The sequence below is a fragment of the Mycolicibacterium sp. XJ1819 genome (genome assembly GCF_053483675.1).
Window position 1 is genome coordinate 30056 of record NZ_JBEFST010000011.1, and the last position, 25545, is coordinate 55600.

The 25545-nt window shown below is 67.4% G+C and carries 25 protein-coding genes and 1 pseudogene; 13 read left to right on the plus strand and 13 right to left on the minus strand.

The genetic code is table 11. The features are described from left to right. Window positions 1–228: 228 nt before the first annotated feature. Genes ABQE89_RS13475 through ABQE89_RS13490 form a run of 4 tightly spaced genes read left to right on the plus strand, consistent with a single transcriptional unit; the run spans window position 229 to window position 5125 of the window. Window positions 229–1923, plus strand: a complete 1695-nt coding sequence (locus ABQE89_RS13475; RefSeq protein ID WP_448417267.1) for an NAD(P)/FAD-dependent oxidoreductase — start codon at window positions 229–231, stop codon at window positions 1921–1923. An 8-nt stretch (window positions 1924–1931) separates the two neighbouring features. Continuing rightward, window positions 1932–3392 carry a sensor histidine kinase gene (locus ABQE89_RS13480; protein WP_448417269.1) on the plus strand — a complete coding sequence of 487 codons (1461 nt, stop codon included), beginning with the start codon at window positions 1932–1934 and terminating at the stop codon, window positions 3390–3392. Window positions 3393–3417: 25 nt separating this feature from the next. Next, window positions 3418–4263 carry an LLM class F420-dependent oxidoreductase gene (locus ABQE89_RS13485; protein WP_448417271.1) on the plus strand — a complete coding sequence of 282 codons (846 nt, stop codon included), beginning with the start codon at window positions 3418–3420 and terminating at the stop codon, window positions 4261–4263. A gap of 19 nt (window positions 4264–4282) precedes the next feature. Then, the gene (locus ABQE89_RS13490) at window positions 4283–5125 is read left to right on the plus strand and encodes an LLM class F420-dependent oxidoreductase (protein WP_448417273.1); all 843 of its coding nucleotides are present in this window, start codon (window positions 4283–4285) and stop codon (window positions 5123–5125) included. Between the two features lie 5 nt (window positions 5126–5130). On the opposite strand, the gene ABQE89_RS13495 is transcribed toward ABQE89_RS13490, so the two are convergent. Beyond that, on the minus strand, window positions 5131–5556 hold the full coding sequence (locus ABQE89_RS13495) for a MarR family winged helix-turn-helix transcriptional regulator (protein WP_448417275.1): 426 nt from the start codon (window positions 5554–5556) through the stop codon (window positions 5131–5133). A 51-nt stretch (window positions 5557–5607) separates the two neighbouring features. Here ABQE89_RS13495 and ABQE89_RS13500 point away from each other — a divergent pair. The 3 genes and pseudogenes from ABQE89_RS13500 (at window position 5608) to rfbC (ending at window position 7921) form a co-directional block, all read left to right on the plus strand. After that, window positions 5608–6250: pseudogene (locus ABQE89_RS13500) on the plus strand (TIGR03086 family metal-binding protein). Between the two features lie 28 nt (window positions 6251–6278). Further along, on the plus strand, window positions 6279–7265 hold the full coding sequence (gene rfbB, locus ABQE89_RS13505) for a dTDP-glucose 4,6-dehydratase (RefSeq protein ID WP_448417277.1): 987 nt from the start codon (window positions 6279–6281) through the stop codon (window positions 7263–7265). Next, entirely contained in the window at window positions 7262–7921 is a 660-nt protein-coding gene (gene rfbC / locus ABQE89_RS13510) for a dTDP-4-dehydrorhamnose 3,5-epimerase (RefSeq protein WP_448417279.1), read from the plus strand. Before rfbB ends, rfbC begins: the two co-directional genes overlap by 4 nt. Before the next feature lie 13 nt (window positions 7922–7934). Here rfbC and ABQE89_RS13515 read toward each other — a convergent pair whose 3' ends face one another. After that, on the minus strand, window positions 7935–8558 hold the full coding sequence (locus ABQE89_RS13515) for a TetR/AcrR family transcriptional regulator (RefSeq protein WP_448417281.1): 624 nt from the start codon (window positions 8556–8558) through the stop codon (window positions 7935–7937). A gap of 127 nt (window positions 8559–8685) precedes the next feature. On the opposite strand from ABQE89_RS13515, the gene ABQE89_RS13520 reads away from it, so the two are divergent. The 4 genes from ABQE89_RS13520 (at window position 8686) to mmsB (ending at window position 13639) form a co-directional block, all read left to right on the plus strand. Continuing rightward, complete coding sequence (locus tag ABQE89_RS13520; protein ID WP_448417283.1) at window positions 8686–9900, plus strand: cytochrome P450; 1215 nt, start codon at window positions 8686–8688, stop codon at window positions 9898–9900. 164 nt (window positions 9901–10064) lie between these two features. Next, complete coding sequence (locus ABQE89_RS13525) at window positions 10065–11585, plus strand: CoA-acylating methylmalonate-semialdehyde dehydrogenase (RefSeq protein WP_448417285.1); 1521 nt, start codon at window positions 10065–10067, stop codon at window positions 11583–11585. Continuing rightward, entirely contained in the window at window positions 11586–12752 is a 1167-nt protein-coding gene (locus tag ABQE89_RS13530) for an acyl-CoA dehydrogenase family protein (protein ID WP_448417287.1), read from the plus strand. 14 nt (window positions 12753–12766) lie between these two features. After that, on the plus strand, window positions 12767–13639 hold the full coding sequence (gene mmsB / locus ABQE89_RS13535; protein ID WP_448417289.1) for a 3-hydroxyisobutyrate dehydrogenase: 873 nt from the start codon (window positions 12767–12769) through the stop codon (window positions 13637–13639). A gap of 85 nt (window positions 13640–13724) precedes the next feature. On the opposite strand, the gene ABQE89_RS13540 is transcribed toward mmsB, so the two are convergent. After that, a complete protein-coding gene (locus ABQE89_RS13540) occupies window positions 13725–14528 on the minus strand; it encodes an HAD-IA family hydrolase (RefSeq protein WP_448417291.1) in 804 nt (267 codons plus the stop codon). Between the two features lie 103 nt (window positions 14529–14631). Here ABQE89_RS13540 and ABQE89_RS13545 point away from each other — a divergent pair, with 103 nt between their 5' ends. Both ABQE89_RS13545 and ABQE89_RS13550 read left to right on the plus strand, forming a co-directional pair. Continuing rightward, window positions 14632–15297 carry a response regulator gene (locus ABQE89_RS13545; protein ID WP_448417293.1) on the plus strand — a complete coding sequence of 222 codons (666 nt, stop codon included), beginning with the start codon at window positions 14632–14634 and terminating at the stop codon, window positions 15295–15297. Then, the gene (locus ABQE89_RS13550) at window positions 15294–16532 is read left to right on the plus strand and encodes a GAF domain-containing sensor histidine kinase (protein WP_448417295.1); all 1239 of its coding nucleotides are present in this window, start codon (window positions 15294–15296) and stop codon (window positions 16530–16532) included. The genes ABQE89_RS13545 and ABQE89_RS13550 overlap by 4 nt, the downstream gene beginning before the upstream one ends. A 15-nt stretch (window positions 16533–16547) precedes the next feature. Here the strand turns inward: ABQE89_RS13550 and ABQE89_RS13555 are convergent, their stop codons facing one another. The 10 genes from ABQE89_RS13555 to secY all read right to left on the minus strand — a co-directional run bounded on the left by ABQE89_RS13555 (window position 16548) and on the right by secY (window position 25534). Then, window positions 16548–17060 (minus strand): MarR family winged helix-turn-helix transcriptional regulator, encoded by a 513-nt coding sequence (locus tag ABQE89_RS13555; RefSeq protein ID WP_448417297.1) that lies wholly within the window; start codon window positions 17058–17060, stop codon window positions 16548–16550. Window positions 17061–17099: 39 nt separating this feature from the next. Then, complete coding sequence (locus ABQE89_RS13560) at window positions 17100–18119, minus strand: pyridoxal phosphate-dependent aminotransferase (protein ID WP_448417299.1); 1020 nt, start codon at window positions 18117–18119, stop codon at window positions 17100–17102. Further along, window positions 18119–19141 (minus strand): 3-oxoacyl-ACP synthase III family protein, encoded by a 1023-nt coding sequence (locus ABQE89_RS13565; RefSeq protein ID WP_448417301.1) that lies wholly within the window; start codon window positions 19139–19141, stop codon window positions 18119–18121. Before ABQE89_RS13565 ends, ABQE89_RS13560 begins: the two co-directional genes overlap by 1 nt. A gap of 7 nt (window positions 19142–19148) precedes the next feature. Next, the gene (locus ABQE89_RS13570; protein WP_448417303.1) at window positions 19149–19820 is read right to left on the minus strand and encodes an SRPBCC family protein; all 672 of its coding nucleotides are present in this window, start codon (window positions 19818–19820) and stop codon (window positions 19149–19151) included. Further along, window positions 19801–21498 (minus strand): thiamine pyrophosphate-binding protein, encoded by a 1698-nt coding sequence (locus ABQE89_RS13575; RefSeq protein WP_448417305.1) that lies wholly within the window; start codon window positions 21496–21498, stop codon window positions 19801–19803. The genes ABQE89_RS13570 and ABQE89_RS13575 overlap by 20 nt, the downstream gene beginning before the upstream one ends. A 39-nt stretch (window positions 21499–21537) precedes the next feature. Then, on the minus strand, window positions 21538–22266 hold the full coding sequence (locus ABQE89_RS13580) for an anti-sigma factor family protein (protein WP_448417307.1): 729 nt from the start codon (window positions 22264–22266) through the stop codon (window positions 21538–21540). After that, window positions 22263–22778, minus strand: a complete 516-nt coding sequence (locus tag ABQE89_RS13585) for a sigma-70 family RNA polymerase sigma factor (RefSeq protein WP_448417309.1) — start codon at window positions 22776–22778, stop codon at window positions 22263–22265. The genes ABQE89_RS13580 and ABQE89_RS13585 overlap by 4 nt, the downstream gene beginning before the upstream one ends. Before the next feature lie 79 nt (window positions 22779–22857). Beyond that, on the minus strand, window positions 22858–23655 hold the full coding sequence (gene map, locus ABQE89_RS13590) for a type I methionyl aminopeptidase (RefSeq protein ID WP_448417312.1): 798 nt from the start codon (window positions 23653–23655) through the stop codon (window positions 22858–22860). Continuing rightward, a complete protein-coding gene (locus ABQE89_RS13595; RefSeq protein WP_448417314.1) occupies window positions 23652–24200 on the minus strand; it encodes an adenylate kinase in 549 nt (182 codons plus the stop codon). Before ABQE89_RS13595 ends, map begins: the two co-directional genes overlap by 4 nt. Then, entirely contained in the window at window positions 24197–25534 is a 1338-nt protein-coding gene (secY, locus tag ABQE89_RS13600; protein ID WP_448417316.1) for a preprotein translocase subunit SecY, read from the minus strand. Before secY ends, ABQE89_RS13595 begins: the two co-directional genes overlap by 4 nt. Window positions 25535–25545: the final 11 nt, after the last annotated feature.

Sequence of the window (25545 nt, forward strand, 5' to 3'; positions counted from 1 at the left end):
GTCGTTCCTAATGTTGGCGCCGTCGGCGCAGCTTCTGCCGACTACAGAACGTTTGCCGATGGTCGGAAATTCCGAGGATGGGCACGCAAGAGCCGGCGCGCCAGCCGCGCCGTTGGTCAATACTACCCGCTGTGCGGCCCTCCCCAAAATCGGCGAACCCGCTGCTCAGCCGAGGGAGCCTGACGGTTGGGCGGTATCCGTGCGGCGTCGGGCGCATACTTGTTCACGATGACCGGCCCCACCGCCCGCAAGCCCGTACTCCTCACCGTCGATGACGATCCCGCCGTATCCCGCGCCGTCGCGCGTGACCTGCGCAGACACTACGGCGACGGGTTCCGCGTGGTGCGCGCCGAAAGCGGCCCCGACGCGTTGGAGACGCTGAACCAGCTCAAGCTGCGCGGCGAAACCGTCGCGGTGTTCGTCGCCGACTACCGGATGCCGCAGATGAGCGGCATCGAGTTCCTCGAAGAGGCGATGGACATCTTCCCGATGGCCCGCCGGGTACTGCTGACCGCCTACGCCGACACCCACGCGGCCATCGACGCCATCAACGTCGTCGACCTGGACCACTATCTGCTCAAGCCGTGGGACCCGCCCGAAGAGAAGCTCTACCCCGTGCTGGATGCGCTGATCGAGGCCTGGCGCGAGACGGGCGACCGGGCCATCCCGCATACCAAGGTCATCGGGCATCGCTACAACGAGCGCACCTGGGAGGTGCGGCAGTTCCTCGCACGCAATCAACACTCGTTCCGCCCGTTCACCACCGACGACCCGAAGGGCAGACAACTGCTCGACGCCGCGGGAATCGACGAGTTCCACCTGCCGGTGGTCATCACCGAACAGGGCGAGACGCTCACCCAGCCCAGCGATGCGGAGCTGGCGGCGATGCTGGGCCTGTCGACCAACCCGGCGCTGGATCTGTACGACCTCGCGGTGATCGGCGGGGGCCCGGCCGGGCTGGCGGCCGCGGTGTACGGCGCGTCGGAGGGGCTCAAGACGGTCCTGATCGAAGAGGCCACCACCGGCGGCCAGGCGGGCCGCAGTTCGAAGATCGAGAATTACCTCGGCTTCCCGACCGGAATATCGGGTGCCGAACTCACCACGTCGGCGCGACTGCAGGCCGAGCGCTTCGGCGCCGAGGTCATCACTACGCGCAGGGCGGTGCGATTGCATGCCGACGACAGCGGATCGGCTCGCACCATCGAGTTCGACGGCGGGGAATCCATTGCCGCCCAAGCGGTCATCCTGGCCACCGGCGTCGACTATCGCCAGTTGCGCGGCGTACCCGGTTGCTGGGACGACCCCACCGACGGCGCCTGCAGCTATGTGGGCCGCGGCGTCTATTACGGCGCATCGGTGTCGGAGGCCGCCGAGTGCGAGAACGAGCACGTCTACATCGTCGGGGGCGCCAACTCGGCCGGGCAGGCGGCGATTTTCATGTCCGAGACGGCGAAATCGGTGACGCTGCTGGTCCGCGGGCCGTCGCTGGCGGCCTCGATGTCGCACTACCTCGTCGAACGGATCGAGAACAATCCGAAGATCTTCGTCCGCACCTGCACCGAGGTTCACGACACCGTCGGCGAGGACGGCCACCTGTCCCAACTCATCCTGATCGACCGCACGACCGGCGAGAACGATCGCGTCGACTGCGACCGGATGTGCTGCTTCATCGGCGCCGAACCACGCACCGACTGGTTGGACGTCGTCGCCAAGGACGACCACGGGTTCATCCTGTCCGGTCCCGACGTGACCAAGGTCGCCGGCTGGACGCTGGACCGTCCGCCGCACCATCTGGAAACAAGTGTGCCCGGCGTGTTTGTTGCAGGAGACGTGCGCTCCGAGTCGGCCAAACGGGTGGCGGCCGCCGTCGGCGAAGGGTCGATGGCCGTGATGCTGGTGCACCGGTATCTGGCCGAAGGGTAGGAGACACCATGGGCGACTCAGAGACCAGATGCCTTCCCGACGAACTGCGGACACTGTTCCTGTTCGAGGCGCTCGACGACCGTCAGTTGCAGGTGTTGTGCGACAACGGCCGCGTCGCCGTCTTCGAACCCGGTCCGATCTGCACCGAGGGCGACCCGGCCACCTGTTTCTACGTGCTTCTCGACGGCGAACTGGTGATGTCCAAACGCTCGGGCGGGGTGGACATCCAGACGTCGCGCACCTCCCAGCGGGGGGTGTACTGCGGCGCGTGGTCGGCATACGTGCCCGCCGAGGAGCACGTCTACGAGGCATCGGTGCGGGTGACGCGGCCGTCGCGGTTCTTCGTGCTCGACGCCGACGCGTTCGCCACGTTCATGCAGACCGAGTTCCCGATGGCCGTGCACCTGCTCGAAGGTCACCGGGTCGGCGGGCGCCGGCAGCGCGAGATCCTCGGACAGCGGGAGAAGTTGCTGGCGCTCGGCACCATCACCGCCGGCCTCACCCATCAGCTCAACAACCCGGCGGCGGCCGCCGCACGGGCGGTGGCCGACCTGCGCGAGGGCGTCGGCAAGATGCGACACAAGTTGGCGATGCTGGCCGACGGACGATTCGCCCCCGAGGCGATGCGGGTGCTGGTGAGCATGCAGGACGAGGTCGCCGAGCAGGTCGCCAAGTCCAAGGCGATGGAACTGACCGCGTTGGAGACCTCCGACCGCGAGGAACACATCGGCGATTGGCTCGAGGCCCACGGCATCGCCAGCGCCTGGGATTACGCGCCGACGTTCGTCGAGGCCGGCCTGGACGTCGACTGGCTGCAGCGACTGGAAGCCTCGGTCGACGCCGTGGAAAGCTCGGCCACGCTGCAGAGCGCGATCGGCTGGCTGAAGTACGCCATCGACACCGAACTTCGCATGAACGAGATCGCCGACGCCAGCAAGCGGATCTCGGGTCTGCTCGCCGGCGCCAAGCAGTACTCGCAGATGGATCGCGCCGAGTATCAGGTCTCCGACGTCCACGAATTGTTGTACAGCACGCTGAAAACGTTGTACGGCGACAAGATCGGCAACGACAAGCCCGTCAAGCTGGTGAAGGAATGGGACAAGTCGCTCCCGCCGATCGCCTGCTACCCGCGGGGTTTGAACGACGTGTGGGACATCATCATCGACAATGCGATCCAGGCGATGAACTACCAGGGCACGCTGACGATCCGGACGTCGCGAAAGAACGAGGACATGATCCGCATCGAGATCTGCGACGACGGACCGGGCATCTCCGAGGAGAACATCGACCGCATCTTCACCCCGTTCTTCACCACCAAACCGATCGACAAGGGCACCGGGCTGGGGTTGGACCTGGTGCGTCGCGTGGTGGTCGAAAAGCACCACGGCGACATCCAGGTTCAGTCGCAGCCCGGCGACACCCGGTTCACCGTCCTGCTGCCGGTGGTCGCCCCGACCCCGCAGGAATAGCGGCTACAGGGAGGTTGGCATCACCATGGCAAAACCCGACTTCGGTTCCTACGGCGTGTTCGGACATCACTCGCAGTGGCAGCGGTTGACTCCCGAAGAACTCAGGGCGATCGAAGACCTCGGCTACGGGGCGATCTGGGCGGGCGGCTCGCCTGCGGCCGAATTGTCTTGGGTGGAACCGCTTTTGGAGCCGACGACAAATCTGAAGCTGGCCACCGGCATCGTCAACATCTGGACGGCGGCCCCCGGCCGTGTCAGCGAGTCCTACCACCGCATCGAGCGGGCCTATCCGGGGCGCTTCGTGCTCGGGATCGGTGTCGGCCACCCCGAGGCGCACAATCAGTACACCAAGCCGTACGACGCGCTGCGCGACTATCTCGACAAACTCGACGAGTACGGCGTGCCGACGTCTCGGCGCGTGGTCGCCGCGCTGGGCCCGCGTGTGCTGAAGCTCGCCGCGAACCGCTCGGCGGGTGCACATCCGTACCTGACCACGCCGGAGCACACCGCCGGGGCGCGCGAGCTGATCGGCGCCGAGGCGTTTCTCGCGCCCGAACACAAGGCCTTGCTCACCACCGACGCCGGCAGGGCCCGCACCGTCGGGCGTAAGGCGCTCGACATCTACCTGAACCTGACGAACTACGTGAGCAACTGGAAACGCCTCGGCTTCACCGACGAGGACGTCGCGAAGCCCGGCAGCGATCGCCTCGTCGATGCGATGGTCGCCTACGGCACCGCCGATGCCGTCGCCGCCCGGTTGGCAGAACACCTCGACGCGGGCGCGGACCACGTGCCTGTGCAGGTGCTCACCTCACCTGACAAGCTGGTATCAGCACTGACCGAACTGGCCGGACCGCTCGGCCTGCACTGACCTGTCGACAGGGGATCCCATGACTGAGCTCAAGCCCGACTTCGGCCGCTTCGGCGTGTGGACGTTCGGGGTGGTCAAGCCCGAGCAGGCCGTCGAGATCGAGAAACTCGGGTACGGCGCGGTATGGATCGGCGGTTCGCCGGCCGGAGACCTCGACTACGTCGAGCCGATTCTGGAGGCCACCGAGACGCTGCAGGTCGCCACCGGGATCGTCAACGTGTGGACAGCGCCCGCCGACCAGGTCGCCGAGGCCTACCACCGCGTCGAGAACGCCTATCCGGGCCGGTTCGTGCTCGGCGTCGGCATCGGTCATCCCGAGCACACCGAGGAGTACCGCAAGCCATACGACGTGCTCGTCGAATACCTCGACGCGCTCGACGCGGCGAAGGTGCCGACCAGCAGGCGGGTGCTGGCCGCGCTGGGCCCCAAGGTGCTCAAGCTGTCGGCGCAGCGCAGCGCCGGGGCACATCCGTACCTGACCACCCCCCAGCACACCGGTGAGGCACGAAACCTCCTGGGGCCCACGGTATTTCTGGCTCCCGAACACAAGGTGGTGTTGGCCAGGGACGCCGACTCCGCACGTGAAGTCGGCCGCAAGGCCGTCGATTTCTACCTGAACCTGTCCAACTACCTCAACAACTGGAAGCGGCTGGGTTTCACCGACGAGGACCTCGCCAAGCCGGGCAGCGACCGGTTCATCGACGCGGTGGTCGCCCACGGCACCCCCGACGACATCGCCCACCAACTCAACGAGCACATCGCCGCGGGCGCCGACCACGTGACGATCCAGGTGCTCGGCGGGTGGGACAACCTGCTGCCGACGCTCGAGGAGCTTGCGGGCCCGCTCGGCCTGAGGGGCTGAATCGGTCAGCCGTAACCGGCGAGTCGCTGCAGCACGCTGAGGAACACCCGACGCTCGTCAGGCGAAAGCTTCTGCAGCCAGCGCTCTTCGCCGCGCTGGATGTCTTCCTGTATCGCCTCTTTGATGGCGCGCCCCTGTTCGGTGATCTCGAGCAGCCGTGCCCTGCGGTCCTCCGGGTCCGGTCGTCGCTCGATGTATCCGCGGGCCTGCAGTTCGTCGAGGATCGGGATGATCCTGGTCTTGTCGGCGCCGATCGCCTCCGCGAGTGCGGCCTGTGTGCGGATCGGCGAACTGTCCAGAGCAACCAGCACGCTGTACGCCCACATCGACAGCCCGTGTCGCTCGAGTACAGGCGCTTCTGCAGCCATCAATTCGCGCATCAGCGGCGCCATCATCGCCGCCAGATCGTGCCGCCTCGACCGTCGCACCATGACGCGATACTAGGCGTTGACTAATAATATGCATCAGCTTACCATAAGCAGATGCATATTAATTTATCGATCCTCCCGCTTCACCGCACCGCAGTGCTCGCCTCCGTCGACGTGGTCAATTCGGTCGGACCTGCCGATCTCGATCGGCCGACACCCTGCGCGGGTTGGGCGCTGGCCGACCTGCTCACGCACATGACCGCCCAGCACCGAGGGTTCGCCGCCGCTGCCCGCAGCCAAGGCGCCGATCTCGCCGCATGGGACGTTGCCGCCGTCGCGGACGCGGTGCTGGCCGATCCCGCGGGGAGCTATGCCGCTGCCGCCGCCGACGTCCTCGAGGCGTTCGACCGCGACGGAGTACTCGACTCCCCCTTCGCCCTGCCTGAATTCGGCCCTGACGCAAGCTTTCCCGGCTCGATGGGCCATCGGATTTCACTTCGTCGACTACGTCGTGCACGGCTGGGACGTCGCGCGCAGTCTCGGCGCGGCATTCGAGTTGCCCGACGACGTGGTGTCCGCCGCGCTGCCTCTGGCCCTCGCGGTTCCCGACGGCGACATCCGTGCCGCCGAGAACTCCCCGTTCGCCGCCGCCGTGTCCCCCGCCGACGGCGGCACCGCGCTGGATCGGATGCTCGCGCACCTCGGGCGCGCACCGTCGTGGCCGGGTGAAGCGCCACCGGCCGCGACCTGCGATTGAAGCAAATCGTCCGCTAGGGTCGATGCTCATGCGCTTGCTGGTCACCGGCGGCGCCGGGTTCATCGGCGCCAACTTCGTGCACACTGCCGTGCGCGAGCACCAGGTGACCGTTCTCGACGCGCTGACCTACGCGGGCAGCACGGAGTCACTGGCACCCGTCGCCGACGACATTCGTCTGGTGCAGGGCGACGTCACCGACGCCGAACTCGTCGGCAAGCTGGTCGCGGAGGCCGACGCCGTCGTGCACTTCGCCGCCGAGACTCACGTCGACAACGCGTTGGCCGAACCCGAACCGTTCCTGCGCTCCAACGTCATCGGCACCTTCACGGTGCTCGAGGCGGTGCGCACCCACGACGTGCGCCTGCACCACATCTCGACCGACGAGGTGTACGGCGATCTGGACCTGGGCACCGCGCAGCGGTTCACCGAATCGACCCCCTACAACCCGTCGAGCCCGTACTCGTCGACAAAGGCCGCCGCCGACATGATGGTGCGCGCGTGGGTGCGCTCTTACGGTGTGCGCGCGACGATTTCGAACTGCTCGAATAATTACGGCCCGTATCAACACGTCGAGAAGTTCATCCCGCGTCAGATCACCAATGTGCTCACCGGCCGACGCCCCAAGCTGTACGGCAGCGGTGCCAACGTGCGCGACTGGATCCACGTCCACGACCACAACAGCGCGGTCTGGCGCATCCTGATCGACGGTCAGATCGGCCGCACGTATCTGATCGGGGCGGACGGCGAACGCGACAACCTCTCGGTGATGCGTACGATCCTGCGACTGATGGACCGCGACCCCGACGACTTCGACCATGTGGTGGACCGTGCCGGCCACGATCTGCGCTACGCCATCGACCCGTCACCGCTGAATGACGAGCTGGGCTGGCGCCCCGATCACACCGACTTCGAGGACGGCCTGCGGGCCACCATCGAGTGGTATCGCACCAATGAATCATGGTGGGCCCCTTTGAAAGAGCGTGTCGAGTCCGGCTACCAGGAGCGCGGTCAGTGAGCTTTCGCGAACTGACCGTCCCCGGCGCATGGGAGATCACCCCGCAGGTACACTGCGACGCGCGGGGCGCCTTCTTCGAATGGTTCACCGACGCCGAGTTCAGCGCGCTGGCCGGTCACCGGTTCGACCTGCGCCAGGCCAACTGCTCGGTCTCGAAGGCCGGTGTGCTTCGCGGCCTGCATTTCGCGCAACTGCCACCCAGCCAGGCCAAGTACGTGACCTGCGTGCATGGTGAGGTGCTCGACGTGGTCGTCGACATCAGGGTCGGCTCACCGACTTTCGGACAGTGGGATTCGGTGCGCCTCGACGACCGTGACCGACGCTCGGTCTACCTCAGCGAAGGGCTGGGTCATGCTTTTCTTGCGCTGCAGGATGATTCGACGGTGATGTATCTGTGCTCTGCGCCGTATGCCCCGGAGCGCGAGCACGCCATCAACCCGCTCGATCCCGCGCTGGGGATCTCGTGGCCGGCCGTCGACGGGGGTCTGGTGCTGTCCGACCGCGACCGCGCGGCCCCGTCGCTGGCCGAGGTCCAGGCCGCGGGTCTGCTGCCGACGTGGGAGCAGACCCGGGCGTTCATCAGCGAGCTGCGCCCCGCCCCCCCGGGCGCGAACGTGCATTACCGCTCGAAAAATCCGCGAAATTTCGAGCGGTAATGCACGTTCGGCGTCAGATGGTGGGCGCCAGACACCGCGGCAGGAACGCCCGCAGCAGCCCCTCGTCGCCGCCGTCCTCTTCCCGGCCGGGCTCGGCGAGCAGGCTGAAGCTGAATCTGGTGACCAAGTGCGCCAAGGTGTCGACGGGGACGTCGTCGCGCACTTCACCGGCGGCGACCGCCGCGCCCAGACGTCGACCCAACCCCTGGGTCATCCGTGCCCGCCAGGCCTCCGACCGCTCTGCGATGCGTAGCGCGCGGTGATCGTCACCATCGGCGAGCAACCGCATCGACGGTGACGCCCGGCAGAACTCGATCGCGGTGAGCATCGCGTTGGTCAACTGTGCGATGAAGGGCTCGTCGGTGTCGAAGCAGCGGCTACTCGCCGCGATCGCTTCGGCCTCCGCGCGCATGAAGCAGGCCTCCAGCACCGCGTCCTTGGTGGGGAAATAGGAGTACACGGTCCTGCGGTGAACGCCCGCGCGGTTGGCGACGTCGCTCATCCGGGTGCGCCGCACCCCAAGGTCGGCGTAGCAGGCCTCGGCGGCGTCGAGCAGTCGGTCGCGCGCCTGCTGTTCGCTGCCGGGCAGGTCCGCACCCCACGGCGGTGCCCGCCGACCGGTCGCGTCCACGCTCATGATCCGCACTTTAGCGGCAGGTTCGGCCCGACAACCACAAATAATGATCTTTTGTGGTTTCAACCACAAAACGCGTCTGTTTGTGTAAATTCGCGCTGAGCTGCCACCGCGGAGAGGAACCTCGAACGTGTCGACCACCGCCCCTCATGACGACCTGACGATCGACGTGGACCATCACTCGTCCCACTTCCGCGAACACAACTACGAGATCTACGAACAGTTACGGCAGCGCTGCCCGGTTGCCCACTCCAACGCATGGGGTGGCTTCTGGCTGCTGGTGAACTACGACGACATCTACGCAGCCGAACAGGACACCGAGACGTTTAGTTCCGCACCGGCGAAACAGATTCCGTCTGCGGGCACACCGGACCCGTTCGTCCCCATCGACACCGACCCGCCTCTGTTGCAGGAATACCGCAAGATCACGTTGCCCTGGTTTTCGCCGACAGCGGCCAAGCGCGCCGAAGCCGACATCCGCCGGTTGGCCACCGAACTGATCGACGAGTTCATCGAAGGCGGGCAGGCCGACATCGTCGGTCAGTTCACCACGCCACTGCCGGCCATCTGGATCCTGCGCCTGCTCGGCTTCGACGACACCCACTGGGCCGACTGGGTGGACTGGATCCACGCCGTGGTGCACGACCGCTCGTCGGACACCGAGAAAGCAGCGGCCGGCGTCGCCAACATCTATTCGAGCATCATCGCCGAAGTGCAGCGGCGTCGCACCGACGGCTTCGGCGATGACCTGCTCAGCGTGATCATGCAGGGCCTGGTCAACGGGGAACCGCTACGCGACGAACAGGTCATCGGCTATGCGTTCATGATGTTGCTCGGCGGGATGGACACCACCAGCGGGCTCACCGGGAACGCGCTGGTCCAACTGGACCGACACCCCGAACTGCGTGCGCGACTGATCCGTGAGCCCGAGATTCTGCCGAGAGCCACCGAGGAGTTCTTGCGCCACGACACCCCTGTGCAGGGCGAAGCGCGGGTGGTCACCACGGACTGCGAGTTCAGGGGGCAGCAACTGCGTGCCGGCGACCGGGTGATGCTGATGCTGGCCGCCGCCAACCGCGATCCCGAGGCGTTCGACGATCCGACCCGGTTGGACTTCGACCGCAGCCCGAACCGCCACCTGGCCTTCGGCGTCGGGCCGCACCGCTGCCTGGGCTCCAACTTCGCCCGGGTGATGTTCCAGGTGATGATCTCCGAGATTCTCACCCGGCTGCCGGACTACTCGATATGCGGTGAAGTCGCGCGATTCGCCGACGCCGGCGACGTCTACGCCGTGCGCAGCCTGCCCATCCGGTTCACCCCCGGGACGCGATTGTCACCCCGCTGAACTTGGCGTCGCGAACGTTCATTACCGCGCGAAGAATCCGCGAAAAGTCGAGCGGTAATCAACGTTCGGCGGTCAGGTACTGAAATTGGCGAGGCCCCCGATCTTGCCAAGCCGCTCGCTCCATTACTAGGATATCCAAGTATCTAATAGTGAAGGGCACGCTCATGACCACGCAGATTCCCCACCTCATCAACGGGCAGCGCACCACCGGAGGCTCCACGCGCACCGCCGACGTGATGAACCCGAGCACCGGCCAAGTGCAGGCCAAGGTGTCACTGGCGTCGGCCGCCGACGTCGACGCCGCGGTCGCCGGGGCCGTGGCGGCCCAGAAGGATTGGGCGGCGTGGAACCCGCAACGACGCGCGCGGGTGATGATGAAGTTCATCGACCTGGTGAACCAGCACATCGACGAGTTGGCCGAGCTTCTGTCACTGGAACACGGCAAGACGCTGGCCGACTCCCGCGGTGACGTGCAGCGCGGCATCGAGGTCATCGAGTTCTCCATCGGGATCCCGCATCTGATGAAGGGTGAGTACACCGAGGGCGCGGGTCCCGGCATCGACGTGTACTCGCTGCGCCAGCCGCTGGGCGTGGTCGCCGGGATCACCCCGTTCAACTTCCCCGCGATGATTCCGCTGTGGAAGGCCGGCCCGGCGCTCGCGTGCGGAAACGCGTTCATCCTCAAGCCTTCCGAGCGTGACCCGTCAGTGCCGTTGCGGCTCGGCGAGCTGTTCCTCGAGGCCGGCCTGCCGCCAGGAGTCTTCCAGGTGGTGCACGGCGACAAGGAAGCCGTCGACGCCATCCTCGAGCACCCCGCCATCGAGGCCGTCGGCTTCGTCGGCAGCTCCGACATCGCGCAGTACATCTACGCGGGCGCGGCCGCCAACGGGAAGCGTTCGCAATGCTTCGGCGGTGCGAAGAACCACATGATCGTGATGCCCGACGCCGATCTGGACCAGGCCGTCGACGCCTTGATCGGCGCGGGCTACGGCAGCGCCGGCGAACGTTGCATGGCGATCAGCGTCGCCGTGCCGGTCGGCGAGGAGACCGCGGATCGGTTGCGCGCCAGGCTCGTCGAGCGGGTCAACAACCTGCGGGTCGGCCACAGCCTGGACCCGAAGGCCGACTACGGGCCGTTGGTCACCGAGGCGGCGCTGCAGCGGGTCCACGACTACATCGCCCAGGGCGTGGACGCCGGGGCCGAGATCGTGGTCGACGGACGCGAACGCACCAGCGACGAACTGCAGTTCGGTGACGACAGCCTGGAAAGCGGCTACTTCATCGGGCCCACGCTGTTCGACCGCGTGACCCCGGAGATGTCGATCTACCGCGACGAGATCTTCGGCCCGGTGCTGTGCATCGTGCGCGCCCACGATTACGAAGAGGCACTGCGGCTGCCGACAGAACACGAATACGGCAACGGCGTGGCGATCTTCACCCGCGACGGTGACGCCGCGCGCGACTTCGTGTCGCGTGTGCAGGTCGGCATGGTCGGCGTCAACGTGCCGATCCCGGTGCCGGTGGCCTACCACACCTTCGGCGGTTGGAAGCGCTCCGGCTTCGGCGACCTCAACCAGCACGGGCCGCACTCGATCCTGTTCTACACCAAGACCAAGACCGTCACCTCGCGGTGGCCGTCGGGCATCAAGGACGGCGCGGAGTTCGTCCTGCCCACCATGAAGTAGATGGACTACTTCGGGTTCGACGACGACGAGCGCGTGATCGCCGAGACGGCGGCCGCGTTCGCCGAGAAGCGGCTCGCGCCACACGCTTTGGAGTGGGATGAGACCAAGCACTTCCCCACCGACGTGTTGCGTGAGGCCGCCGAACTCGGCATGGCGGCGATCTACTGCCGCGACGACGTCGGCGGTAGCGAGTTGCGCCGGCTCGACGCCGTGCGGATCTTCGAACATCTGGCCACCGCCGACCCCAGCGTCGCGGCGTTCCTGTCGATCCACAACATGTGCGCGTGGATGGTCGACACGTTCGGCACCGGTGAGCAACGCAAGTCCTGGGTGCCGCGGCTGGCGTCGATGGAGGCGATCGCCAGTTACTGCCTGACCGAACCCGGCGCCGGCTCCGACGCCGGGGCGCTGCGCACCAGGGCGGTGCGCGACGGTCAGGACTACGTGCTCGACGGCGTCAAGCAGTTCATCTCCGGGGCCGGGTCGTCGGATGTGTATGTGGTGATGGCCCGCACCGGTGACGACGGACCGCGCGGGATTTCGACGTTCCTGGTCGAAAAGGACATGCCCGGGCTGAGTTTCGGTGCCGACGAGGCGAAGATGGGCTGGAACGCACAGCCGACCGCCCAGGTGATCCTGGAAGGTGTTCGGGTGCCGGCCGACGCGATGCTCGGCGGCGCCGACGGTGAGGGCACAGGTTTCGCCATCGCGATGAACGGGCTCAACGGCGGTCGGATCAACATCGCCGCGTGCTCCCTCGGCGGTGCGCAGGCCGCCCATGACAAGGCGGCGCACTATCTCGCCGACCGCGAGGCCTTCGGCGGGTCATTACTCGACGAGCCCACCATCCGGTTCACGCTCGCCGACATGGCCACCGCGCTGCAGACCTCCCGCACCCTGTTGTGGCGCGCCGCAACGGCATTGGACGACAACCACCCCGAAAAGGTGGAATTGTGCGCGATGGCGAAACGCTACGTCACCGACAGTTGCTTCGAGGTCGCCGACCAGGCGTTGCAGCTCCATGGCGGTTACGGGTACCTGCGCGAGTACGGGTTGGAAAAGATCGTCCGTGACCTGCGGGTGCACCGCATCCTCGAGGGAACCAACGAAATCATGCGCGTGGTCATCGGTCGGGCCGAAGCGGCCCGGGCCCGCGCGTCCGCATAGAGCAGGGAGATCACATGGCTACGGTCGCGTTTCTGGGGTTGGGCCACATGGGCGGGCCGATGGCGGCGAATCTCGTCGCCGCGGGACACACCGTGCGCGGGTTCGATCCCGTCGCCGACCTCAAGGACGCGGCTGCCGAAAAGGGCGCACAGGTCTTCGGCAGCGGCGCGGAAGCCGTCTCCGGAGCCGAAGTCGTCATCACCTCACTTCCCAACGGCGACGTGGTGAAATCCTGTTACGCCGAAGTGCTGCCCGCCGCCGCTGACAGCGCGTTGTTCATCGACACCTCCACGATCTCCGTCGACGACGCCCGCACCGTCCACAAGCAGGCCGGCGATCGTGGGTTCGCCCAACTCGACGCACCGGTTTCGGGCGGGGTGAAGGGTGCGACAGCAGGCACGTTGGCGTTCATGGTCGGCGGCGAGGATGCCGCGGTCGAGCGGGCCCGTCCGGTGCTGGAACCGTTGGCGGGCAAGATCATCCACTGTGGCGCCTCCGGCACGGGCCAGGCGGCGAAACTGTGCAACAACATGGTGCTCGCGGTGCAGCAGATCGCGGTCGGCGAGGCGTTCGTGCTGGCCGAGAAGCTCGGCCTGTCGGCCCAGTCGCTGTTCGACGTGATCACCGGTGCGACGGGCAACTGCTGGGCCGTGCACACCAATTGCCCGGTGCCCGGCCCGGTTCCCACGTCTCCGGCCAACAACGATTTCAAGCCCGGCTTCGCGACCGCGCTGATGAACAAGGACCTGGGTCTGGCGATGGCCGCGGTCGCGTCGACGAGTTCGCAGGCCCCGCTGGGCACCCACGCCGCCGAGATCTACGCGAAGTTCGCCGAAGCCCACGCCGACAAGGACTTCAGCGCGGTCATCGAATTACTGCGCGGCTGATCCGCAGGCCCTGTTGTCGCGAAACGTACGTTAGCGTGCCCGCTACTCGCACTTTCCCTCGATAACGTACGGTTCACGAACCGGGCTACGCCGCCGTCGGCTTGTGGCTCTTCCACCAGTTCGCATGCAGCCGTCGACATTCCGCCACGCGCAGCGGATCTGCGCCGCCGAAGTCCGGCCGCACCGCCACCGCCGTCGGGATGTCGGGAGTGCCTTCGCCGGTGATGACGACGGTGGCCAGGCCCGCGGTGGTCGCCGCGCGCAGCCCCGACGCCGAACCGCTGATCGCGAGCGCGTCCGCGGCATTGCGGCCCAACTCCCACAGGGCGTGCCGGTGCGCGTCGGCGTCGGGCATCGTCTTCTCGACGTCCTCGGCGGTCACCACGGTCTCGACAACTCCCTCGCCGGCCAGCTGGCGCACCAAGGGCTCGGCCCAACTGCGTCGGCCGTTCGTCACCACCGCGACCTGCACGCCCGCGGCATACGCGTCCGTGAGCAGGTCGACCAGCCCGGGCCGCGGGGCGAGATCGCGCTCCAGGACAAGCTCGTCGAACATCATCGTCTTGGTGTTGTAGACATCGTCGGCCAGCAGGGCGGTCAGCACGTCGGACTCGGTGCCCACGCACCGCTTGCGCAGTTCGGCCGCGACCCGCTGCCGCTCATCGGTCAGCGCCAGCAGCTGGCGGTAGCGCGTCACCGACCACTCGAAGTCCAGGCCGTGGGCGGCGAAGGCGGCGTTGTAGGCCACCCGGTGGCCGTCGCACTCGATGTCGGTCAGCGCATCGAGATCGAAGATGACCGCCCGCAGCGGACTGTCACCCCCGGCCGGTACCGCGTTGTCCCACCAGAAGCGTCCGGCGCGCCACGTCTTGTCCTGCGTTGAAGGCATGGAACAAGGGTGTCGCAAGTCACAGCCCCGCGCCTCCCCCGCAGGGGGGATAACCATGGCCAAGTTGCGCGGCCCCCGCCTGTCTCGGCAATAAGGTGGTGGCATGACGGCAACCGCCCAGCCCGTACGAATCGTGCTGGTAGATGACCACGAAATGGTCATCGAGGGCCTCAAGGCCATGCTGGCCGCGTTCGAGGACCGGGTCGCCGTGGTCGGCCAGGCCGTCGGTGCTGAGCGCGCGCTCAGCGTGGTCGACGAACTGAACCCCGACATCGTGCTCTGCGACGTCCGGATGCAGGGCTTCAGCGGGCTGGATCTGTGCCGTGAGCTTCGCGAGCGCCACCCCGATCGCAAGGTCGTGATGCTGTCGGTCTACGACGACGAGCAGTACCTGTTCCAGGCGCTGCGCATCGGCGCGTGCGGGTACCTGCTCAAGAGCATCAGCAGCGACGAGTTGGTACGTCAGTTGGAGTTCGTCAACCAGGGGCAGACGGCCATCGACCCCGAGATGGCGGCGCGGGCCGTCGACACCGCGGCCCGAATCCAGCGCGACGAGTTCTGGCCGGGGGCCCGACAGGGCCTGACACAGCGGGAGAGCGAGATCCTGTCGTTCGTCGTCAACGGGCTGTCCAACCGGGCCATCGCCACCAAGCTGGTGATCGGTGAGGAGACCGTCAAGAGCCACCTGAGCTCGATCTACCGCAAGCTGGGCGTCAGCGACCGCACCGGCGCCGTCGCGACCGCCCTTCGCGAAGGCATTTACCAATGACGGCCCCCCGCCCGCCCAGCGCCGTACACGACCTCAGCCAGTACGCGCTGGCCGCCGACCGCGAGTTGGCCCTGCTGCGCGAGCTGATCCAGGCCGCCTCGAAGGGCCCGGGCGTCGAACCGCTGGCCGCCGCCGCCGCGCGGATGATCACCGCCGCCACCGCCAGCGACGTGTGCTTCGTGCACGTGCTCGACGACTCCGACCGGTCGCTGACGCTGGCCGGCGCCACCCCGCCCTTCGACGCCGAGGTCGGCAAGATCCGACTTCCGTTGGGACAGGGCGTCTCCGGCTGGGTGGCCAGCCACCGCGAACCCGTCGTGATCACCCAGGACAAGGAGGACGACCCGCGCTACATGCCGTTCCAGTCGCTGCGCGGTTCGGACTTCACCTCGATGGTGTCGGTGCCGATGGAGACCGACCCGGGCGGGCTGGTCGGCGTGCTCAACGTGCACACCGTCGAGCGACGCGAGTTCACCGAGCGCGACGTGGAGTTGCTGCTGGTGATCGGCAGGCTGATCGCCGGTGCGATGCACCAGGCCCGGCTGCACCGCCAACTGGTCGCCCGCGAACGCGCCCACGAGGTGTTCGTCGAGCAGGTGATCGAGGCCCAGGAACTCGAACGCCGCCGCCTGGCGGCCGACATCCACGACGGCATCTCCCAACGGCTCGTCACGCTGTCCTACCGGCTGGACGCCGCGACACGGTCGACGGATCCCGCCGCGGCCGCCGAACAACTCGGCATGGCCCGCGAACTGGTCGACCTGACGTTGCAGGAGGCGCGCGCGGCGATCAGCGGCCTGCGGCCCCCGGTGCTCGACGACCTCGGACTCGCGGGCGGGCTGGCCAGCCTGGCGCGCTCGATTCCACAGATCGGCATCGAGATCGACCTGGAGGAGACGCGCCTGCCCGACCACATCGAGCTGGCGTTGTACCGCATCGCGCAGGAATGCCTGCAGAACGTCGTCAAGCACGCCGACGCCAACTCCGCACGACTGGTCTTCGCCGTCGACGCCAAGGACTCCGGTGATGTCGCCCGCCTCGAAATCGTCGACGACGGCGTGGGTTTCGACACGTTCGAGCATCCGCTCGGCAGCGACGAGATGGGCGGCTACGGGCTGTTGTCGATGGCCGAACGCGCCGAGATCGTCGGGGGCCGGCTTTTCATCCGCTCCCGCCCCGGCGCGGGCACCGCGGTCACCGCGACGATCCCGCTGCCGTCGGCGGTCACGCCCTGACGCCGGATCACCAGTTCAGAAGTCTCCGGAATTGCGTCGCAGCGTCTCGATGGAGTCGGCCAGCGCCTTGGACTCCGCCGCCGACATGCCGATGTCGGCGAACACCTCGTTGTTGAGGGTGACGGTGGCGTCCTCGACCGTCGAGCGGCCGAGCGTGGTGATCTGCACCAGCGTCGTGCGCCCGTCGGTGGGATGCGGCATCCGCTTGACCAGACCGTCGGCCTCGAGCCGCCGAATCGCATGGGTGACGCTGGTGACGTGCACCTGCAGCCGGTCGGAGGCCTTGGTGATCGGCAGCGCCCCGGTGCGGCTGAACGCCAGCAACCGCAGCAGCTCGTAACGGGAAAAGCTCAGGTCGTACGGGCGCAGCGCGTTCTCGACACGGGCCAGCAGAATCTGGTGCGCCCGCATGACCGAGGTCACCGCGACCATGCCGTCGGCGACGTCGCCCCATCCGGAACGTTCCCAGTTCGCGCGCGCCACCTCGATCGGGTCGCGCTTGTCCGGCGACGACGGTTGTTCGGGCATGCCCTTTCATACCGCATACCGCGGCGTGGCCCGCCGATTTCAGTCCAACGCCGCCAGTATCACGCGGGTGGACCGGCGGCTGCCCACGGTGATACGCACGCCGCCGTCGGCATAGTGGCGCACCTGCAATCCGGTGCCGTCGAACACCTCTCGCCACGGCTTGCCCTGCGCAGGCAGGTACACGAAATTCGCCTGGCCCTCGGTGCTGTAGATCCCCATCGAGCGCAGCCGCATCCGCAGGTATCGCCGCTCGGTACAAATCATCCGGATCCGTTGTCGCAATTCGGCTTCGGCGGCGTAGGAGGCCACCACCGCCGCCAAGCTGGTGCTGGGCGCGCCGAACGGCAGCTGCATGGTCCACAGCTTGCGGGCCAGATCCGGTGCGCACAGTCCGTAGCCGATACGCAGCCCGGCCAGCCCGTAGGCCTTCGAGAAGGTCCGCACCACCACGACATTCGGATGGTCAGCGATCAGCCGTAGGGCATCGAGGCGCTGCTCGGGCGCCAGGAATTCGACATACGCCTCGTCGAGCACCACGAGGGTCTCCGCCGGTACCCGCTGCAGAAACCGCGCGACCTCGGCGACCGGTTCGACGGTGCCCGTCGGGTTGTGCGGGCGGCACAACACCACCACCCGCGCCTGGGCGGCCGCGTCGGCCATCGCGTGAAGGTCGTGGTGGCCGTGGGTGTCCAGTGGGACGGTGACCGAACGCAACCGCGCCAGTTGCGCGAAGATCGGATACCCGTCGAACGTCGGCGACGTCGTCACCATCGCCTCGCCCGGGCTCGTCGTCGCACTGAGCACCTGCATGATCACGCCCGTCGCACCCGCACCGACGACGACCTGCCCTTCGGGCCCGCCGAGGTGCCCGGCGATCACCGCGCGCAACCGTTCGGGCAGCAACTGCGGATAGCGGTTGGCCGCCGCCACGGCTGCGGTCAATGCGGACTGGACCGCGGGCAGCGGCGCAAACGGGTTCTCGTTGAGCGACAGCGCGAGTGGATCCATCGAATCGGTCGCAGTGTCGTCGTCGAGCGCGGTGTGTGTCGGCGTGGCCATCAGTCGCGACCGCCCCATCGCACCGCCGCGGCACCCGCGAAGTCCCCGGCGTGGGCGAATGCCGCCATCAGCACCACATCACCCTTTTGCAGCGTGCCCTGACCGATGGCCCGGTCGAGGTTGACGGGTATCCCCGCGGCGAACAGGTTTCCGCACTCGTCGAACGTGTCGACGTGGCGCTCTTTGGGAAGTTCGAGCGCCTCGCGCCAGTTCCGCAAAAAGACCCGGTTCGGCTGATTGGTGACGAACACATCAAGATCTCTGGGCCGCAAATTGATTCGGTCGCATACCGCATACGACACTTCGGGGACCTGACGGTTGCCGCGGGCGAGCACCTTGGTGATCTTGCTCTCGGTGAACCCGATGCAGCCCTCGCCGGGGCCTGGCTGCCACCACTTGCGCGGCGGGTCGACGGCGATGGTCATGTCGCCTGCGAACTCGCCGTACGTGCGGCATTCGATGTCGAGGATCGGTGACGTGTCCGAGACCGCGACCAGTCCGACGGCCGCACCATCTCCTGGCACCGCGGCCTGGGCCTTGCGGCGCACCCCCGGCTGGTCGAACACCTGCCCCGCGGCGTTCTGCGCGACGGCGATCAGCGCCGTTTCGCCCTCCCCGGCCGCGAGCAGGCTGCGGGCCACCTTCATCCCGAGCACGAACGCCGCGCAGCCGCCGTTGTGCAGGTCGAGCACCCAGTTCGGTTTCAAACCGAGGCGATGCGCCATGCCCCCGCCCCCGCCGTAGAACGGCATATCGGGCATCTGGGTGTGGGTGATGAGGACGTCGACGTCGGCGATGGCATCGTGACCGTGGCGTTCGACCAGCCCCGCCGCGGCCCGCTCGATCATGTCGATCGCGGTCTCGTCCTCGGCGACGTGGTGGCGAAACGTCGGCGCCCGGAACATCACGTTGTCGCGTAGGTCGTCGGACTCGGCGAACTGCGCGTAGTACTCGGCGCCGATCGGTTCACCGGGCAGATACGTCGACACGTCGATCAGGCTGACCGGTGTCTGCTTGCTCATGTCACCCTCACTTCATCCAGTCCGGTTTGACCGGAAGCCCGTTGCGACAGCGGTATTCGGCGATCGCCTTGAGGTTCTTCAGTTCCAGCAGATGACCCGCGCCGAACATGTCCCAGAAGTCTCCGACCCACACCGGTCGGCTCGGCGGCGCCGTCTCCGGATAGGGGTTGCGGTCGTAGAACGGGTGGTGGCAGTTGGTCCACAGCACCACCGAGCCCGGCTTGTCGAACACCACCTGGGCGTCGACGACGCGCATCAAATAGATCATCCACAGGTGCCCGCCCTGATCCCACGCACAGTGGTAATCGACCGTGCGAGCCTGCGCATTGGCGACGGTGCGGGTATAGATCGGGCTGCCCGACGGGCCGCCGAGTTTGTCGTAGGCCACCCACAGCCCCGGTTCCTCCGTCGTGGTGAAGCCGCGCAGGCTGTAGGTCCACTCCTCGAGGCATCGGGTGTCGGCCAGATAGTCGAAGAGCTCACCGGGTGGGCAGTCGATGTAGTCGTTGACGGTGCAGTAGGTGCCGAACACCTCGTCGTGCGGATACACCGACCGCATCATCTCCATGACGATCGGGGTGGCCTTCTCCCGCGGCGAGGTTTCCACGCGGATGAGCCCGTCGATCGGATCGGGGCTGCCACGGTGGGCGGTGATGTCGTCAAGTGCGGGCAGCGACATGGGCTCTGCTCTCCTTCGTCGGAATCTTCTCTGGGGTGAGAAACGCTGCGAACGGGGGGATTTCGTCGGCCGAGCATTCGACGCTGATCACCGCAGGCCCGTCGGTGTGCAGCGCGGCGGCCAGCGCTCGCGACAGTTCGTCGACATCGTCGACGTCGACGGCGGCCAGGCCGGGGAACATCGCGGCCAGCCCCGCACCCAACCGACTGGGCCCGAACCGGTTGTAGCTGTAGCGGCCGCCGTAGAACAACTGCTCGCGGGTCACGCACATCGCGTGCGCGTGGTTGTCGAACAGCAAAAACGTGATCGGCAGCCGGTACTGCAGCGCGGTGTGGATCTCCATGCCGTGCATCAGAAACGAGCCGTCCCCGGCGATGACCACACTGCGTCGCGCCCGCCCGAACGCCATGCCGATCGCGGCACCGAAGCTGTAGCCCATCCCGCCCATGCCCAGCGCCACCAGGAACCGGCCACCGCGGCGCACCGGCAGGTGGTGAATTGCCGATGCCCCGATGTTGCCCGCGTCGACCACGATGTCGATCTCGTCGGGCAGCACGCGGTCGAGCACCGTCATCGCGTCGCGGTACCGCACACCCGGCCCGTCGTCGGCGGGCGGCCGCAATTCGGTGTGCGACACGCCGTCGGGCACCCGCACACCGGTCGGGCGACCCGGGCCGGACAGCTGCGCGCACAGCAGCGACAGGGAGCCGCGCAGATCGTCGGTGTGCACGTGTGTGCAGGGCAGATACGGCGGCGCGGACCCGATCGACATGAGCCGAACCGAGGCCAGCGCGGCGTCCAGGCCGGCGCGGGCCGTGACGGTCAGCCGCGTGCCGACCAGCAGGCACACGGCGCTGTCGGCGATGGCAGGCGCGACGCCGGGATGCCCCATCACCCCGGTCACCCCGAGCGCGGACGACGACCCCATCCCCGGGGTGCCCGCGACGTCTTTCGCGTCGGGCACGCACGCCACCCGGGCTCGCAACAGCGCCCGCAACCGCTCGAGCTCGGCGCGGGCGTCGCTCCTCGCGACCTGCTCGCCGGCGATCAGGGTCACGGGCCCGCAGACGCGCCGCAGGGCGTGCGCGAGCGGATGGGGGTCGCCGATCTGCGTCCCGGACGGCCCGCGGCTGCCGTTGACCCCGACGGCGACGGTGGCCTGCTGAATATCCTTGGGTAGCAACAATACTGCCGGACCACCGGTGTGCGCGGCGGCGACGGCTTCCGGCAGCGCCGCGACGATGTCGTCGGGACGCACCACTCGCCTGCAGTACACCGACACCGCCGAGAACAGCGCGTGCCCGTCGAGTGCGCCGTTGCGGCCACTGGTGTCCTGGAAGGCCCCGCGGCCGTCGAGGCCGGTGGGAGGCTGGCCGATCAGGGCCAGCACCGGCACCCGACTGGCCAACGCCTCGGCCAGGCCGGGCACCGTGTTCAGGCAGCCGCCACCCGACGTCGCGACCACCACGCCCAGCCCGGCGCCGCTGCGGCTGTATCCGTCGGCCATTGTCGCCGCGGAGAACTCGTGCTTGGCCAGTACCGCGGTGAGGTCCTCGCGCAAAAACGCCGCGTCGTAGAGGTCCTCGATGTTGGCGCCGTCGACGCCGAACACGTGGCGTACCCCGATCGTCGCGAGGTACTCGACGATGTAGTCCACCACCCGGTGACTGCCGGCCATAACAGTGACACGTCGGGCAGCGCCATCCGGTTCACCGGATCACAGGGTCCGCTCCAACAGCACCTGCCCGGAGTCGGGCGAAACCAGTTGCACAGCAGCGATTTCGTCCATCTGCATCGGGGTGTTCGCGCTGGGCAGTGCGGTGGCGCCGGACAGCCCCAGCCACGTCGCGATCTGGTTGCGGCTGCCGTCGCGGCCCACCACCACCATGGCGAGGTTCTGCGGCGGGGCGTCGCGCCGGCCCCAGTCGCCGTAGGTGCACGCCATGTCGATGCGGGTGCCCCAGCCGAACCCGGACATCGTGATCGTGGCGTTGATCGGTGTCTGCGCGACCTTGGCCATCTCCAGTTGCTGACCCGAGGCCTGCGGCACGGCGGTGTGCAGCCCGAAGGTCTGCGGCCGGACCACGACGACCAGACCGATCGCGAGCAGCGCAGCAGCCAGAGCGACGGCCGCCGAGTTGATCCAGCGGGTACGGCGTCGTTGTGCTGCGGCCTTGCGCAGCACCGAGGCCAGCAGCTGTGGGGGCGGTTGGTCGTCGGCGGTTTCCGCGGCTTCGAATTCGTCGGGGTCGACCTGGGCCAGCAGGGCCGGCATACCGCTCAGTTCCGCGACGGCCGCGCGGCATTGCGGGCACGTCGTCAGGTGCGATTCGTACTCGCGGCGCTCGTCGCTGGACAGGGCGCCCAGCACGTAGGCGGCGTCCCAGGTGCGGTAGCGGTCGTCGGCCGAGGGTTCGGGGCCGTCGGGCAGGCCGGGGCGGGTCAACGTGTCACCCCCATCTCCTGCAACTCGAGCCGAAGGGCGCGGATCCCGTAGTGCAACCGGGACTTCACCGTGCCCTCGGCGATCTGCAGATCGGTCGCGATCTGCGCCGTCGTCCACCCGCGGTAGTACGCCCGCTGGATCACCGCCCGGTGGTCCTCAGACAGCCGGGCGATGGCTTCGCCGAGCAACATTCGGTCCAGTGCCGTGTTCACCTCGTCGGGTCCGGCACGATCCGCCGCCTGCTCGATGTCCGGGGTGCCGGACTCGTTGCGGAATCTCGCGCTGCGCCTCTCGTCGATGACGAGGTTACGCGCGACGGTGAACAGCCACGCCCGTGCGGACCTCTCACTGTCCTCGGTCACCTCGGGATGGCGCCAAGCACGCAACAGCGTCTCTTGCACGACATCCTCCGCCCGAGCCGTATCGCCGGTCAATCGCACGGCATAGCGCCAGAGCGCCGCGGCGTGCTCGTCGTAGAGCACCCGCATGACCGCGGATTCCGGGTCGTCCAATATCAACCTCCGCTATTGATACGAGGTTGTCGGTCGTCAAGTTCACCCGCCGCCTGCGGCACCCGACCGCCGGGCAAACTCAGCGGGTGAGGATGCGAGGTCCGTCGTCGGTGACGGCGACGGTGTGCTCCCAGTGTGCAGCGCGCGAACCGTCGGCGGTGACGACGGTCCACTCATCTTCGAGCACAACGGTTTTGGTGGTGCCCAGCGTGAGCATCGGTTCGATCGCCAACACCGACCCCGACGCGAGGTGGGGGCCGCGGCCCGGTGCGCCCTCGTTGGGCAGGAACGGGTCCATGTGCATCTGCCTGCCGATGCCGTGACCGCCGTAACCGGCGACGATGCCGAACTTGCGGTCGTAGCGGGCCTCGGCGGCGCGCGCCGCGGATTCGATGGCGTGCGAGACGTCGGTGAGCCGGTTGCCGGGCAGCATCGCGGCGATGCCGGCCTCCATCGATTCCCGGGTCGCGGCCGACAGCGCTTCGTCGACGGGGATCAGCGTGCCGACACCGAAGGTGACCGCCGAGTCGCCGTGCCAACCGTCCAGAATCGCGCCGCAGTCGATCGACACCAGATCGCCGGCGGCCAGGATCTCGTCGACCGCGGGGATGCCGTGCACGACGCGGTCGTTGACCGAGGAGCAGATGCTGGCCGGAAATCCGTGGTAGCCGAGGAACGACGGAACCCCGCCGCCGTCGCGGATGACCGATTCGGCGATCTCGTCCAACGCCAGCGTGGACACCCCGGGTACGGCGGCCTCGTGCACGGCCTTCAGCGCCGCTGCCACCAAAGCCCCCGCGGCGGCCATCGCGTCCAGCTCACCGGGCGTGCGCTGCGCCACCACCCGTCGCGAGCGCAAGCCGGGCAGCCCGATCACCGACCCAGTGCCTGCAGCGCCCTGGCGAACACCTCGTCGAGCGAACCGACCGCGTCGACGGTCTGCAGGTTGTTGTCGCGGTAGTACTCCAGCAGCGGCTCGGTCTCGTCGCGGTACACCTGCATCCGGTTGTGGATGACGTCCTCGGTGTCATCGGCGCGCCCGCGGGACTTGAGCCGCTTGAACAGTTCCTCTTCGGAGACCGAGAACTCCAGCACCGCGTCGAGCTTGGTGTTGTGGTTCTTGAGCATCTCGTCGAGCGCCTTGGCCTGCTCGACCGAGCGCGGGTAGCCGTCGAGGATGAACCCGCCTGCGGCGTCGGGCTGCTCGATGCGGTCCTCCACCAGCTTGTTGGTGAGTTCGGAGGGCACCAGGTCGCCGGCGTCGAGATAGCGCTTGGCCTCCACCCCCAGGGGCGTGCCCTCGCTGATGTTCTTGCGGAAGAGGTCACCGGTGGAGATCTGCGGGATGCCGAGCTTCTCGGACAGCTTGAGGGCCTGTGTGCCTTTGCCCGCCCCGGGCGGTCCGAGTAGTACGACTCTCACTTCAGGAACCCTTCGTAGTTGCGCTGCATCAGCTGGCTCTCGATCTGTTTGACGGTATCCAACCCGACACCGATCATGATCAGCACCGCGACGCCGCCGAACGGCAGGTTCTGGACCGGACCGCTGCTACCGACCTGCAGGAACAGGTTGGGCAACACGGCGATCCCACCCAGATAGATCGATCCCGGCAAGGTGATCCGGTTGAGCACGTAGCGCAGATAGTCGGCGGTCGGCTTACCGGGCCGGATGCCGGGGATGAAGCCGCCGAACTTCTTCATCTCGTCGGCCCGCTCATCGGGGTTGAACGTGATCGACACGTAGAAGTACGTGAAGAACACGATCAGGCCGAAGTAGACGCCGATGTAGATGGGGTCTGACGGGTCGGACAGGTTCTCGGCGACGAAGCGGGCCCACCATCCGGTGCCCGCGGTGGCGCTGCCGCTCTGGATCAACTGGGTGATCAGCTGCGGGATGTATATCAGCGACGACGCGAAGATCACCGGGATGACGCCGGCCTGGTTGACCTTCAGCGGTAGATACGTCGAGGTTCCGCCGTACATCCGGCGGCCCACCATGCGCTTGGCGTATTGGACCGGGATTCGCCGCTGGCCCTGCTCGACGAACACCACGCCGACGAGGATGGCCAGGGCACCGGCACACACCAGCGTGAACACCAGCCCACCGCGGCTGTCCAGGATCATCTTGCCCTCGCCGGGCATCGCCGAGACGATGCTGGCGAAGATGATCAGCGACATCCCGTTGCCGATACCGCGCTCGGTGACCAGCTCGCCCATCCACATGATCAGCGCCGCACCGGCGGTCATCACGATCACGATGACGACCAGGTTGAAGATGTTCAGACCGTCGCTCTGGCCCTGGATGATGTCCAGAGAGCAGCCCTGCAGCAGCCCGCCGTTGGCGGCCAGCGCGACCACGCTGGTGGACTGCAGGATCGCCAGACCGATCGTCAGATAACGCGTGTACTGCGTCATCTTCGCCTGGCCGGACTGGCCCTCCTTGCGCAGCTGCTCGAACCGCGGGATCACCACCGTGAGCAGCTGCACGATGATGCTCGCGGTGATGTAGGGCATGATGCCGACCGCGAACACCGACAGCTGAAGCAACGCGCCGCCGGAGAACAGGTTGATCAGCGAGTACACCTGCCCGCTCTCGCCGCCGCTGACCTCCGCGATGCACTGCTGGATGTTCGGGAAGTTGACCCCTGGCGACGGGATCGAGGCACCCACCCGGTACAGCAGGACGATCCCGAGGGTGAACAAGATCTTTCGCCTGAGGTCGACTGTCCGCAGCGATGAGATGAAAGCCGAGAGCACTCTTCCTCCTG